The sequence below is a fragment of the Microbacterium sp. KUDC0406 genome (genome assembly GCF_021582875.1).
Lineage (GTDB): Bacteria > Actinomycetota > Actinomycetes > Actinomycetales > Microbacteriaceae > Microbacterium.
Map to the genome: position 1 here is coordinate 2,053,140 of NZ_CP091138.1, position 13,431 is coordinate 2,066,570.

General features: G+C 66.2%; 12 protein-coding genes and 2 pseudogenes. 5 read left to right on the forward strand and 9 right to left on the reverse strand.

Features of this window, described 5'->3' with window-relative positions; genetic code table 11:
- Positions 1-2 precede the first annotated feature (2 nt).
- The gene (locus L2X99_RS10290; protein WP_236135059.1) at positions 3-449 is read right to left on the reverse strand and encodes a VanZ family protein; all 447 of its coding nucleotides are present in this window, start codon (positions 447-449) and stop codon (positions 3-5) included.
- 39 nt (positions 450-488) lie between these two features.
- Here L2X99_RS10290 and L2X99_RS10295 point away from each other — a divergent pair, with 39 nt between their 5' ends.
- The 3 genes and pseudogenes from L2X99_RS10295 to L2X99_RS10300 form a co-directional block, all read left to right on the forward strand.
- Complete coding sequence (locus L2X99_RS10295; protein ID WP_236135060.1) at positions 489-1,421, forward strand: glycosyltransferase family 2 protein; 933 nt, start codon at positions 489-491, stop codon at positions 1,419-1,421.
- Positions 1,422-1,598: 177 nt separating this feature from the next.
- Positions 1,599-1,793, forward strand: a pseudogene (locus L2X99_RS18570) (DUF4082 domain-containing protein); the annotation flags it as partial.
- A 25-nt stretch (positions 1,794-1,818) separates the two neighbouring features.
- Positions 1,819-3,450, forward strand: a pseudogene (locus L2X99_RS10300) (DUF4082 domain-containing protein); the annotation flags it as partial.
- Here the strand turns inward: L2X99_RS10300 and L2X99_RS10305 are convergent.
- From L2X99_RS10305 to L2X99_RS10315, 3 genes are all read right to left on the reverse strand, one after another.
- Positions 3,429-4,706, reverse strand: coding sequence for an O-antigen ligase family protein (locus tag L2X99_RS10305; protein ID WP_236135061.1), 1,278 nt, complete (start codon positions 4,704-4,706; stop codon positions 3,429-3,431). The pseudogene L2X99_RS10300 and the gene L2X99_RS10305 overlap by 22 nt on opposite strands.
- A gap of 103 nt (positions 4,707-4,809) precedes the next feature.
- Complete coding sequence (locus L2X99_RS10310) at positions 4,810-5,544, reverse strand: hypothetical protein (RefSeq protein WP_236135062.1); 735 nt, start codon at positions 5,542-5,544, stop codon at positions 4,810-4,812.
- Complete coding sequence (locus tag L2X99_RS10315; protein ID WP_236135063.1) at positions 5,541-6,062, reverse strand: hypothetical protein; 522 nt, start codon at positions 6,060-6,062, stop codon at positions 5,541-5,543. Before L2X99_RS10315 ends, L2X99_RS10310 begins: the two co-directional genes overlap by 4 nt.
- Positions 6,063-6,403: 341 nt before the next feature.
- Between L2X99_RS10315 and L2X99_RS10320 the strand changes: the two genes are divergently transcribed.
- Both L2X99_RS10320 and L2X99_RS10325 read left to right on the forward strand, forming a co-directional pair.
- Positions 6,404-7,444: a glycosyltransferase gene (locus L2X99_RS10320; protein WP_236123695.1), complete on the forward strand. Its 1,041-nt coding sequence runs from the start codon at positions 6,404-6,406 to the stop codon at positions 7,442-7,444.
- A 68-nt stretch (positions 7,445-7,512) separates the two neighbouring features.
- On the forward strand, positions 7,513-8,889 hold the full coding sequence (locus L2X99_RS10325) for a glycosyltransferase family 4 protein (RefSeq protein WP_236123694.1): 1,377 nt from the start codon (positions 7,513-7,515) through the stop codon (positions 8,887-8,889).
- Positions 8,890-8,909: 20 nt separating this feature from the next.
- Here the strand turns inward: L2X99_RS10325 and L2X99_RS10330 are convergent, their stop codons facing one another.
- The 5 genes from L2X99_RS10330 to L2X99_RS10350 are packed head-to-tail and all read right to left on the reverse strand — an operon-like array spanning position 8,910 to position 13,371.
- Positions 8,910-9,725 carry an oligosaccharide flippase family protein gene (locus L2X99_RS10330; protein ID WP_442923433.1) on the reverse strand — a complete coding sequence of 272 codons (816 nt, stop codon included), beginning with the start codon at positions 9,723-9,725 and terminating at the stop codon, positions 8,910-8,912.
- A complete protein-coding gene (locus L2X99_RS10335; RefSeq protein WP_236135065.1) occupies positions 9,650-10,393 on the reverse strand; it encodes an oligosaccharide flippase family protein in 744 nt (247 codons plus the stop codon). The genes L2X99_RS10330 and L2X99_RS10335 overlap by 76 nt, the downstream gene beginning before the upstream one ends.
- A 30-nt stretch (positions 10,394-10,423) precedes the next feature.
- Positions 10,424-11,698 carry a glycosyltransferase family 4 protein gene (locus L2X99_RS10340; RefSeq protein WP_236135066.1) on the reverse strand — a complete coding sequence of 425 codons (1,275 nt, stop codon included), beginning with the start codon at positions 11,696-11,698 and terminating at the stop codon, positions 10,424-10,426.
- Between the two features lie 9 nt (positions 11,699-11,707).
- Positions 11,708-12,820, reverse strand: a complete 1,113-nt coding sequence (locus L2X99_RS10345; RefSeq protein WP_236123692.1) for a DegT/DnrJ/EryC1/StrS family aminotransferase — start codon at positions 12,818-12,820, stop codon at positions 11,708-11,710.
- Positions 12,817-13,371: a NeuD/PglB/VioB family sugar acetyltransferase gene (locus tag L2X99_RS10350; RefSeq protein WP_442923434.1), complete on the reverse strand. Its 555-nt coding sequence runs from the start codon at positions 13,369-13,371 to the stop codon at positions 12,817-12,819. Before L2X99_RS10350 ends, L2X99_RS10345 begins: the two co-directional genes overlap by 4 nt.
- Between the last annotated feature and the right edge of the window lie 60 nt (positions 13,372-13,431).

Sequence of the window (13,431 nt, forward strand, 5' to 3'; positions counted from 1 at the left end):
GGTCAGCGAGTGGATGCCGCCGCGCGTGCCGCGGCTCGTGACCTCTTGTGGTCACGGCGCAGGAAGAGCAACCAAGCGAGGAACGCTCCGATCGCCGCGCCGAGCGTGTTCGCGACGATGTCGCGCAGGCTCGCCACCCGATCGGGGATGACGATCTGCGCGACCTCGACGCCGGCCGAGAGGACCAGGGCGAGCAGCGTGCCGTACCAGGGATGCCGGAACAGCAGCGTGAGCAGGAATCCGAGGGGCAGGAACATGAGGACGTTGGCGGTGAACTCGACCCACCCGGCACCGAAGAAGGTGAGACCGAGGTCGGTGCGGATCCCGTTCCAGATGGCGGCGATGATCTCGGAGTACGAGACGGGCAGCAGCACGATCAGTCCCACGGCGACCAGGTACGCGGCGAGCGCCCATCTCACCCAGATGCGCTTGTGCACGAAGATCTCCACAGAGGAACTCTCGCACGGCACGAGCGCAAGCGAGAACACATGACCGAGTTCACCGGCCCGGACGGCCCCGTCGACCTCGCCGTCGTCGTCGTCACCTATCGCAGCGCCGACGACGTCCTCGGCCTGATCGCCTCGTTGCGCGCGGACGCCGGCGACCTGCGAGTTCGCGTGGTGGTCGCCGACAACTCACCGACCGATGAGACCCGGAGGGCGGTCGCGCAGCATCCTGATGTGATCTGCGTGGCCACTGGGGGCAATCTCGGCTACGCCGGCGGCATCAACGCGGCGATGGCGCACGTCGGAGAGGCGGACGCGATCGTGGTGCTGAACCCCGACCTCGTCGTCGAGCCCGGCTGCCTGGCCGCATTGCGCGCGCGGCAGCTGCAGTCGGGTGCCGGGATCATCGTGCCCCGCATCATGGACGACGAGGGGCTGACGCCGTCGCTGCGATGGGAGCCGTCGCTGCTGCGGATGCTGGGCGATGCGCTGTTCGGCGGTCGGTTGCGGGGTCGTCCGCAGCGTCTGAGCGAGATCGTGTTCTCTCCCGCGGCGTATCGGACGGCGCACACCGCCGACTGGGCCACTGGCGCTGCGCTGCTGATCGACGCCGAGACGGCGGCGATGGCCGGCCCGTGGGACGAGCGCTTCTTCCTGTACTCCGAGGAGACGGACTTCTTCCGGCGTGTACGCGAGAACGGCGGGACGGTGTGGTTCGAGCCGACCGCGACGGTGCATCATCGCCAGGGCGGCTCCGGGTCGTCGATCGACCTGGACCGACTGCTGGCCGTGAACCGGATCCGATACGCGCGCAAGCATCATCCCCGTGGAGTAGCGGCCTGCTACCGCGGCATGGTCGTGCTCCACGAGCTGCTGCGCATCGCGAGCCCGCGACACCGTGCGATTCTCGGCACCGTGCTGTCAGAGAGGTCCTGGGCGGGGCTGCCGCGGGCGCAACGATACGCGACTCGCTAGATCAGGGACCGGAAAGCGCGAATCGATGGTCAGGAAGTTCATCGAATGTTATGGTAAAGGCACCTCACCCGATTCGTTCTTCCCCCGGTTTGGATCATGAGCGCTCCCCCTTCACCGACCCGCCGCGGTCAACGTCTGCTGAGCCGGACGCGACGTCGCCGATGCACCGCTGCCGCCATGCTGATCGGCGCCTTCGTGAGTGCGCTGCTCATCGTCGCTCCGCACGCGCCCTCTGCGCAAGCCATTGAGAGCGCCTTCTCCGAGCAGAGGACGCCGAGCATCGCGGTGGACCCAGACCGCCGGCCCGTCGAGCTCGGTGTCACGTTCTCAGTAAAGAGGGCAGGCACGATCATCGGCATCGAGTTCTACCGGACCTCGTCGAACCGTCGGCCCCCACGTCGGCACGTTGTGGGACGCCAAGGGCAAGAGACTCGCCACCGTCCGATTCCCGGCGGGGACCGCGCGGGGTTGGATATCCGCCGACTTCAGCTCCCCTGTGCCGGTGAAGCCCGGGCGCGCGTACATCGCCTCGTACTTCGCGCCGCACGGGGGCTACTCGGTCGATGAGGACTACTTCGAACACTCGATCACCCGCGGCTCGATCCGGTTCCCACACGGGGCGGGCGTCTATCGCTACGGAGCACATGGCGGATTCCCGACCGCGGAGTACCGCCATTCGAACTACCTGGTCGATGTGCGTTTTCGGGCCGCCAGCGTGGACCCCAGGCCGACCCGGACCACGAACCCTGGAACGCCGAGGCCGACGGCCACGCCCAGTCCAAGGCCCACTGCCACTTCGGTCCCGACACCGACACCGATGCCGACGCCGACGCCGACCGCGAGCCCTACCCCGACGCCCGCACCCGGCAACGATGCCTCGCTCTCGCTCCCCAGGGTGCCTTGGTACGGCGGTCCGTCCTATTACGAGAAGTTCCCGAAAGCAGCCGCCGCCGGGTGGAGTGATCCGTCGTTCTTCCCGATCGCGGTCTTCATGGGCAAGCCTGAACATGCGGCAGAGTTGAAGGCCGTCGGCATCAACACCTACACCGGCATTGAGCACAACGGCTTCCCGATCTCCATCCCGACCGACGCAGGCATCTCCGTCATACCGCAACAGGGCGAATGGAGCACCGCCGAGGTCGGCGACGACCCGGGTGTTGTCGGCTGGTTCCTCAGCGATGAGTGCGAGATGGGTCTGGGCGGATGTACTGAAGCCGACGACGAATACGCACGTCTCGCCGATCAGAAGGCGTTCGCCGATAGGTTCCGTGCCCTGAAGGACGGGCGCTTCCTACAGGCCAACTTCGGCAACGGAGTGATAGGCGACTACTGGGCGCCACACACCATGCCGGCTCAGACCGATCTGCTCGATGTGACCAGCGTCGACAAGTACGCCTACACCAGTCCGCATGTCAGACGGATTCTCGAAGGCGGACCATTCTGGCCGAAGGGCCTGAACCCCGACAGTTCAGCGACATACGGGTGGATGCAGCAGCGCATGGACGCGTTCTCGAAGAGCACCAAGCCGAACTGGGTGCTGGTCGAGACCGCCATGCCTTTCCTCGATGAAGCCGACGCGGAGAGCATCGACGCGGATCAGATCGAGGGAGCCGTCTGGAGCTCCCTCGTCAACGGTGCCGCTGGCGTCGCGTACTTCCAGCACAACAACAACGGCAGCTGCGGCATGTACTCCATCCTGCAGTGCGGTGATGGATTGAAGTCACGCATCACATCGCTCAACCGCACCGTGAAATCGCTCGCCCCGGTGCTGAACACCCAGTCGTACCAGTGGACCTTCGGCAAGGAGCTGAACACGGCACTGAAAGTCTCGGGCAGCACTGCCTACGTCTTCGCCATGACCAACGGCGGGTCCGGCTCACGCACCTTCGCTCTGCCTCCGGACTTGGCGAAGGAGACGATCGTCACAGTGCTCGGCGAAGGACGTACGATTTCCGTCAGGAACGGCGTGTTCGTCGACACGTTCGCTCACGAGTTCACGCATCACATCTATACGGTCGCTATCGGCTGAACGAATCTCAATTGCTCATCCGAAAGCGCGATTCGTCGGAGTGCGGCCGAGATTCCGATGAGAAGGAAGAGCAGTCCTGAGACAGCCGGGAACGACAGCCCGTCGAAGAACAGGAAGAGCACGGCGACTGTGGCGGTTCCCGCGAAAACCCCGCCTGCCAGCAGCTTGGTCTCGGCGAACACGGTCCGGTGCGCGGCCTGCGCCACGCCCACGAGTGCAGTGAGAATCATCACGGCGAAGACCGCCGTGCCGGCTACTCCGAGTTCGACCAGCAGCGCTGCCCACTGGTTGTCGAACACGTAGTAGCGCGAGAAGAAGGTGCCGAGTCCCACCCCGAGGATCGGCGACGCCATCACGAATTCGGGCAGACGTTCCAGTCCTCCCGTGCGCGAGAGGGCGCTCGGGTCGTCTGAGGCACCGATGAACAGACCCATCGTCTGCTGCCAGACCCCCGGCATCAGCACGATGAGCGCTCCCAGTCCCGCAAACGCGACGATGACGCCGCCCCAGCGGTACGCACGCGGCAGGAACGGTGCCACAAGCACACCGGCGACAACGACGCCGATGATCGCGGACCGCGAGATCGACACGAGGCAGATGCCGAGGATGAGCACCACGATCGTCCACCACAGCAGCCGCCGTGGCGGCTTCGCGTTGAACCCGCCACTCGCCCCAGCCGCTATGGCGATGGGCAGGCAGCCCAACACCGTCGCGACGAATTCCAGCGGATGCGTCGCAGTGCCGGCGGGGCGGATGTAGCCTCCGCGGAAGTCGATCCCGCCCCAGTCGAAAGTCATCCCGGGGATCGTCGCCATCCACTCGAGCAGACTCGCCCCCATGAAGAACTGAGCGAAGCCGAGTGCCGCCACCAGCCCCGCGCCGATGGCGAGCCCTCTTGCCAGACGTCCGATGTCGTTCTGAGTGCGGACACCGTCCATCGCGACGAGCGCCACCCCCGTCCATGCCAGCACCCGGATGACCGAGGTCAGAGCGGGTGTGCCCTGGTCCTCGGGCTGGCCACGGAGCACCGCCATCGCGTAGCTGATCAGCACGACGACGACGAAGGTGAGCAGCGCCCAGCGCACCGGCTGGGAGACGCGCGTGAGGTCCTCGTCCCGAGCCTGGAGCCTGCCGAGCACCCACCACAGCAGGAGTACCAGCCCCCACAGCACCGACGGGCGGCCGAGGGCCCCCAGACCCGAGATCATCAGGTTCGATGGCACCGCGAAGAGCAGCACGACGTAGACCGTGAGCATCGTGGCTGCACCGAAGCGGCCGCGCCTCGCCGCACCACGATGCTCCTGTGCAGCGATCGGTGCGAACGGTTGGTTGGACGACAACACACTCACCCCGGTCGGATCATGAACTGTGATCGGGGCCGGGCGGTGTGCGTTCGGGCAACTGCTCAGCCCTAACCGCTTCGTATCCGTCCAGATCGTCGAGCTCCAGCTCCGGTTCAGGCATCTCGGGCTGCGGGCGTTGATCGGCGGCCGCGACCCGGCGGCGCCGGGTGCTGAGCCCGTCCATCACGCTGGCCAGCACGATGGAGGCGAGCAACAGACCGAATCCGACGACGCCTGCCATCAGCAGGCGCGATCGATTGCTCACCGTGCCTTTGGTGTCGACGGCAATAGTCGACACGGTGACCCGGTCCACTTCGGCCACTTTCTGATCGGCCTGCAACTGGTCGAGGGTCGTCGCCGTCTCCTTCAGCAGTGCGTCAATGGCCTCTTCTGCGCTCGACGCGCTCCTGGCCGTGACCGTCAGCAGAATCACAGGACCGGTGGCTGCGGCGTCGCGTGTGATCACCGTCTCGATCCCCTCGGCCCGATAGGACTCGACGAGTTCGCCAGAACCCACCGCTCGGGTGAGGACATCGGCCACCGGCGCCAGCCCGCCCAGGTAGAGATACTGGTTGGTGACACCGTCAGGCAGCACTCCTGCGCCGGGAAGCAGCAGCTGAGAAGCGCTCCGCTCGTACTCCGATGGCGTGACAGCCCACATCCCGACAGCGGCCACAATGGCGACAATCGCACCGGGCACCACGATGTACCAGCGTCGCAGCAGCCCTCTCAGCACATCCAGCACGTTCATGCGTTCGCCACCTCCTTCGCTGACACCGGCGACCCAGCGATGGGCATCGACCGCTGGTATGTGCTTCGTTTCCGGGGGTGGCGATGCTCGAGCGTCCAGGCGGCGGCGCTTCCAACGATGAGCGCAGCAGCGAGAAGCGCCATCGCCGCCTGCGCCTTGGTTCGGGTGTTCGGCTCGACGTAGGCGATTTCCTTGGTCAGAGGTTCGACGGTCGCGACGATCCGCTGATTGATGGGAATGCCCCTTTGCTCTTGCTCGGATGCACCGATTCCGATGACCTCGTCCAGCAGCTCCTGCTGACGGGTCCTGACCCATTCCTCGGTGCGTCCGACGACCTGCACTTCGATCACTGCCGACTCGACGACCGACACCCACTGGCTGCCCTGATCCTGCACGGTGACGAAACTGCCCTCGCGCAGTCCGGCGCCGTACAGAGGTGCGCCGATCTGGGAGTAGTAGCGGGTGTGCGTCTGACCACCGTTGACGAGGGTCGCGACCGTCGTCGCGAAAGTGATCACTCCCCAGGTCTCGCTGCCGTTGTACCGAGAGATCGGAGCGCTTCCCGGCTGTGTGAAGGTCACGAGCGTACGGGACGTGTACGTCCCGCCATCCCGCACCAGCAGGATCGTTCCTGTGGCCGCGACGATGACTGCGAGCGCCAGGACATACCATCGCCGAAGCAGCATCCGTGCGAAATCGCGCAACGACATCCTGCCACCTCCCCTGACGGCCCCTGCCCTCCAGATTAGCGATTATCTCTGGACCCGTGCTGAGCGAAGGCCACACTATAGGCTGATTGTTGGGAAGATGCGAACGGCCTGCCCGTTCTGCTCACTGTCGAGGGAAAGGCGATATCCGGATGCCGGTACCCGGGCGCCAGTTGCTCCGCGCGGCTCTCAGAAACTATTCGACCAGGGCTGATCTGCGCTGGCGGAAGATCCCGTCCTTCGAGGTGCTGCCGGCCACGAGCGAGCGCGCCGTCTACTACCTGACTCCCCATTCCGACGGACCGCATGGTGGGATCAGAGTGGCGTTCCGCCATGTCGACCTGCTCAACGCGATCGGCATCAGATCCGCGGTGCTGTACCCGAAGGGCACGCGCCGACCGGCTTGGTTCGAGAGCTCCACCCCCATGGTGACCGCCGATACCGTCGAGTTCCACGCCGACGACATCCTCGTCGTGCCAGAGGTCTACGGCCCGATGCTCACCGCGCTTCGCGATGACATCCGAGTGCTGATCTTCAACCAGGGCGCCTACATCACCTTCAACCACGTCGACCTGACGACGTCTCATCCTGGCGCGCCCTACTCGACGCTGTCACGCTTCGAGGGAATCATGACGGTCTCCGAGGACAGCGCCGAATTGCTCGGTCTCGCTTTTCCCGAGGCACAGATCGACATCGCCCGCCCCGTCGTCGATTCATCGATCTTCTACGCCGACGAACGTCCTCGCTCCAAGACGATCGCCTATGTTCCGACGCGGCGAGCCGATGAATTGCATCAGGTCCTGCACATCCTGCGAGCAAGAGGGACCACCTGGGAGTTGCGGGCGTTGCAGGGTCTGACCGAGAAGGCTGTCGGGGAGGCGCTGCGTTCAACGTCCATATTCCTGAGCCTGAGCGAACGCGACGGCTTCGGCTTGCCCCCTGCCGAAGCCATGGCGTGCGGCAATTACGTCGTGGGGTATCACGGCGGAGGGGGCCGAGAGTTCTTCGACCCCGCCTTCAGTAGGACGACCACATCGACCATCGACCTGATCAGCGCCCTCGAACAGGCGATGTCCGCACCCCTCGATCTGCTCGCACGCAAGGGACGCGCTGCATCCGACAGCGTGCTCAACGCCTACTCGGAAGACGGCCTGCGTGACGATCTCGCACGCATCTACTCCCGATTGATCTGACCGCTTCTGCGGGTTGGCGCCCGCCCTTCACTAGGGGATGAATGTCCACGTTGACCTCGAAGCTCTCCATGACCCTCCGACGTATCGGCGCACGCATGCCGGAGTGGGCGAAACGACTCGTCCGACGTCTTGCACCGGCGCCGACCTCGATCGAGGGCATCGAGGGCTGGGATCTCACTCTGCTCGGAGACGACGTGCCGCTCGATCTGAATCTGCTGCGTCCTCTCACTGCGGGCACCGATGCGGAAGCACAATCGCTGCTGAAGGCACCGATCCCCGTGATGCACACGACTCGGCCGTTGCGGTGCTTGCTCGTCGCCGACTCGCTGGATCAGGGCGGCGTGGACGAGTTCGTGCCGTTCCTCGCCCGTGGTCTGCGCAGAAGGGGCGCTCACGTCGAGGTGCTCGTCGCCAATCCGAGTCCCGACGTCGGCATCGGCAGGCTCGGACGCGAACTTCGGGCAGACGGCATCGAAACGCGGCACCTCGACGAAGATGAGGGCGGTCGCTGGATCCGCGAGTGGCAGCCCGACGTCGTCAGCTGCCACGGCGCGTTCCTCTGGCCCCTTGCGGTTGCACGTGGCATCGGTGCACGAACGGCCGTGACCCTGCACGGCGTGCACAACGTGATGGGGCTGAGCGCCGACGAACTCCTGGTCCGCAGCCACGATGTCGATGCGTACATCACGGTGAGCGCTCTCGTCCGAGAGGACTATCTCGCGAGGAACGCGCAGTTCCCGCCGGAACGCATCCATGTCATCGCCAACCCGGTGGACCCCGCGCGTGCCCTCCCGTACGATCGACGGGCTTGTCGCGAGGCCCTGGGGCTGAAGGATGAGTTCCTCTTCCTGTCGCTCGCTCGTCATTCTCTTCAGAAGAACAGCTATGCCCTTGTCGATGCGTTCGGCGATGTCGCGAAGGAGGTCCCCGGTGCACACCTGCTTGTCTGCGGCAGGGTGGACGACCCCTCGTACGCTCAGCAGATCGTCGCACTCCGAGACCGCCTCGGCCTACGCGACCGTGTTCACCTCCGTGATGGCACTCCGCATTCCACTGCCCTGCTCTGGGCCGCCGATGCCCTCGTGCTCGACTCGTTCTTCGAGGGCTGGTCCCTGGCGTCTTCGGAGGCCCTCGGAACGGGTCTTCCCGTCATCCTGAGCGACGTCGGCGGGGCGCGCGAGCAGCTGGACGGAGGCCCCTCCCGTGGCCTGCTCGTCAGCAACCCCCTCGGGGATCCGCGCGGGATCACCTGGAGCGAGATCGCTCAGGCTCGGTTCCGAAAGCAGATCAATCGCACCGAACTGGTCGAGGCGATGCGCTCGGTGGCGTCAGGCGACGTGGTCTTCGCGGACCGTCCCGAGATCGCGACGTACGCGCACGAGCAGTTCAGTGCGGCCGCGTGCATCGATGAGTACATCGCACTGCTCACGGAACTGCGCGAATAGGAGCGTCCGCGCAGGATGCGTCACGCCTTGGCGTGACGCCGAAGAAGCCGAGTGACCTGGCTCCGGATATCATTCAGCACGCTTCGCGCGGTCACACGCAGCACCAGGACCTGCATTCCGATCATCACGATCCCGACGAAGACGATGCAGAGCAGCGGCGTGAAGGGCTCGAGCAGTGCCATGGTTCCCAACCCGGCTGCGCCCACGACGATGACGGAGGTCAGCAGCATCGGTATCGGACGGAGCGTCTCCCTCACGCGGACGCCGAGCAGCCTCGCCACCAGGAACTGCCGGACCATCGTCGCGCCGACCGCGACTCCGAGGAAGCCCAGCACGACAGCGGGCAGGCCATGCGGGACCATCACGAGAGTGGTTCCAACGGTGGCCGCGTCGACTATCACCGCATAGATCAGCCAGACCCCCGGTTTCCCGACTCCATAGAACAGGCCCAGATCCAGACTCGCTCCCATGACCGCTATGCCCGCCAGAGCGAGAATCTGAGTCGGGAAGAAGCTCTGCTCCCACCCTGGTCCGAAGACGATAGGTACGATCAGCGGCGCCGCTACTGCGAGAAGGAGCAGTGTCGGCGTCATCATCGCGTAGATGACGCCGAGGGCACGGACGTACGATCTGGTGAGTCGTTCGGAGTCAGCGCGCCACTTCGCGAATGCAACGGTGGTCACCGGTGCCAGCGCGGACCCGGTGAGTTCCTGAACCGCCTGAACGAGACGCTGCGCCACCGTCAGATAACCATACGCAGTCAGACCGAGACCGTGAGAGATGATCGCCGCCTCCGCAGCAGCTCGCACCAGGGCCACGAGTTCGACGGCGAGCACCTGCGTGCCGAATCGGAACATCCTGCCGAACTCCGACCAGGAGAATGTCCAGTTCGGCGCCATCTCGCCACCCACAGTGCGGCAGCGGCGACGACGATCTGATTGCAGAGCGTCTGCCCCACCAGCGCCCAGACACCGAATCCGGCGAAGGCCATGACCACCGCGACGACTTGGGCGATCACCGCGGCGGCAGCGCCCTGTGCAGCCAGCGCCTTGAACTGCATCCGCCGCCGGAGAAGGGCGGTCGGAACCGATGCGAGCGCCACCAGCGGGATGACGATCGCCAGAGCCCGGACCACCGGTACGACGTCGTCCGAACCGAACATGACCCCCGCCACCGGCGCGGACAGCGCCAGAAGCCCCGACAGAACGACTCCCACGACGATCGAGAACCAGAATCCGGTGCTGGTCGTGCGTCGAGTCACATTGCCGGCCTGCACGATGTATGTTGCGAAGCCGAAGTCGCTGAGCAGATAGAAGAAGGGCAGCAGCGTCGATGCGGCCGCAACGGTTCCGAACTCTGCGGGCGCGATCAGGCGAGTGAGGATCGCGATGGTCGCGAAACCCGAGAGCCTGGTGATCCACTTCTGCACGGTCAGCCAGATCACCCCGGCCGCGGTGCGCTGCCCGACAGACGCGGTGTGCTCCACTGCCTCCTCGTCACTCACCCGGACACCGCCACCGGGTCGATCGCGGCATCACGGCGCTCCGTTCTCTGCCGCTCGAGCGCGAAGACGGGGAACCGCAGCGGCCGGAAAGCGGTACTCGCCCGCGCCCTCACGCGGAGGTCGGTGCAGAATGGATGTCCGCACGATCTCGCGGATCGCGTAGATCTCCAGGTCCACGTCCACCATCCACCCGCGCATTCCGTAGGCTCGACCGGCATCGCGGTAGACATCTGCGAGCCGCTCGGTCATTCGTGGAAGGCTGAGGTGGTCGAGTGCGAACTCCCGCCCGAACACTGCCCGGCGGGCCCGCGTGGAGGGATCGTCCACGAGCAGACGCAGGTGAGAAGCGAGCAGCGCGACCGGGTTCGAGACCAGCTCGTCGCTCCAGAAGCTGTTGCGGAAGATCGCATCGGCTCCGGTTTCCGTGAACGGCGCGGACCAGCCGCGTTCCCCGACCGCGACCAGGGGTGTGGCGTGCGCCAGGGCGCGGCCCGCTGACGAGCCCATACCGACCGAGACGTCGGCCCCGGCATACGCCTCGTGCGGGTCCGATACGGGCCCCAGGAACCGGATGATACGTCGTGCGTGCCGCGTGTCGACTTCTGCCCCCAGTGAACGGAGGTCCGTTTCGGCATCGCCGGTGCCGACGATGGCGAGCACCACGTCTCTGCCCTCGCTGGCGAGTACGTCGACTGCCGCGATCAAGGCGCGCAGCGCCGGCGACTTCATCCCCTCGTCGAGCCGGCCGACCCACCCGATGACCACCGTGTCCTCCGTGAACTCCACCGACGCGCGGAAGCGATGTCTCGCCGCGACGTCGGGCCGATCCCGCGCCGTGTCGATCGGCGGACTGATCAAAGTCGTCCGCCCCGCGCGTGCCGCGTGATCCTCCTCGAGATACCGCGTGCCTACGATGAGCGGCGCCCCCGCAAGTGTGGTCGGATTGACCGCCATCTCGTATGCAGTGATGACAAGGGGCCGGCGCCCGAATGCGCAGGGGCCCAGATACGCTCCCCGAACGGCATCCTGGCCGTAGACATGCACGATATCGGCCGACACCTCGCGCGCAAGGTCATTCATGGTGCGCGCCGCGGCGACAGCGGTCGACGGCCGCTCGAAGGTCTTGATCTCAATGCCGTACTCTCGCGCGACATCGATGGCTGACGGCCCATCTGGAACGGTGTCAGATGGGCCGTACAGGTGCGATTCGTAACCGAACTCACGCACGCCCGCGGCGAATTGGATCGCGTTGATCTCAGTGCCACCCAGTCCGAGGCGATTCATCTGCACGAGCACACTGGTCATCGACTGCCCCTATTCCGCGCGCCGGACCGCAGCGCGCAGCGCCGCGGTCACCCTCATCTGCTGCTCCTCCACCAGGTGCGGGAACATCGGCAGCGACAGGATGCGCCCGGCCGCGGCTTCGGCGACCGGGAACTCGCCCGGTCGGTGTCCGAGCCCGGCGTATGCCTCTGTACGGGGCACGATCGTCGGATAGTGGATGCCCACGCCGATCCCCGCGGAGGCCATCTCGCCCAGCACCCGGTCGCGGTCGTCCACCCGCACGACATAGAGGTGCCAGACGTCTTCGTTTCCGGGCCGCACGGTCGGCAGCCGCACGCCCTCGATCCCGCCCAGCAGGTCGGCGTAGCGATCAGCCGCAGCGCGGCGAGCGGCGTTCCAGCCGTCCAGACGGCGCAGCTTCGCGCGCAGCACGGTGGCCTGCACGGCATCGAGCCTGGCGTTCATGCCGATGTGGTCGTGCACGTACTTGATCGAGCTGCCATGCGCGGAGAGGTTGCGGATCAGCGCGGCAGCGTCGGCATCGTCGGTCATCACGGCACCCGCATCGCCGGCGGCACCGAGGTTCTTGCCCGGGTAGAAGCTCGTCGCCGCGATGCGACCGATCGCTCCGGCGCGGCCGACCGTCGACGACGCACCCTGCGCCTGCGCGGCATCCTCGATCAGGACGAGGTCGTGCTTCTGCGCGATCGGAACGATGCGCTCGAGCGGCGCGGTCTGGCCGAACAGGTGGACGGGCACGATCGCACGCGTGCGCGGCGTGATCGCGGCTTCCACGGCATCGGGATCCATCAGCAGATACTCGTCGTCGACATCGACGAAGACCGGAACGGCGCCGATGCGCGAGACCGCTTCGGCAGTCGCAATGAACGTGTTCGCGGGCATGACGACCTCGTCGCCGGCGGTGACTCCCGCGGCGCGGTAGGCGAGTTCGAGGGCATCGGTGCCGTTCGAGACGCCGATGACGTGGTCGACGCCGATGTACGCGGCATACTCCCGCTCGAACGCCTCGACCTGCGGGCCACCGATGAAGCCGGCGGTGGAGAGCTGCTGCTGCCAGACGGGCAGGACCTCATCGATGATCTCCGCCTGCTGTGCGGCCAGATCCAGGAACGGCACGGTCATCGGTTCTCCCCAAGGAATCGTGCGGGCACGCCGGCCCAGGTCTCGTGTTCCGGCACGTCAGTGAGCACGGCGGCTCCCATACCGATCGTGGCATCTGCCCCTACGGCCACCCCTTGCCGGACCGAAGCGTTCATGCCGATGTATGCCGCCTCACGTATGCGCACGGAACCACCGAGCGATACCCCGGCCGCCAGGGTGCTGAAGTCCTCCAGCACGTCGTCGTGGGTGATGGTGCTGTTCGGCATCACCACGACATGGCGGCCGATCTTCGCATCAGCCGTGACGACGACGGAATCGAGCAGAATGCTTCCAGGGCCGACTTCACTCGTCGCGCCGATCCGGGCCGACCGAGCGACGAAGACACCGTAGCGGTCGTCACCGATGCCGGCCTCGGCCAGCCGTCGCACGATCTGGCGCCGTGCTGCGCTGGGTCCGACGCACACGAGAAGCTGTTCGTCGCGCTTCGCAGCGAGCTCCAGCCCGCCCAGCACAGGCACGCCGGCGACGTCGTTGCCGTGCCGCGCTGTGTCGTCGTCGAGGATGCCGGTCACGCCCGCGATACCGGCGGCAAGCACCTCGCGAGCCAGGCCGCTCGCACCGAGCAGCAGCAG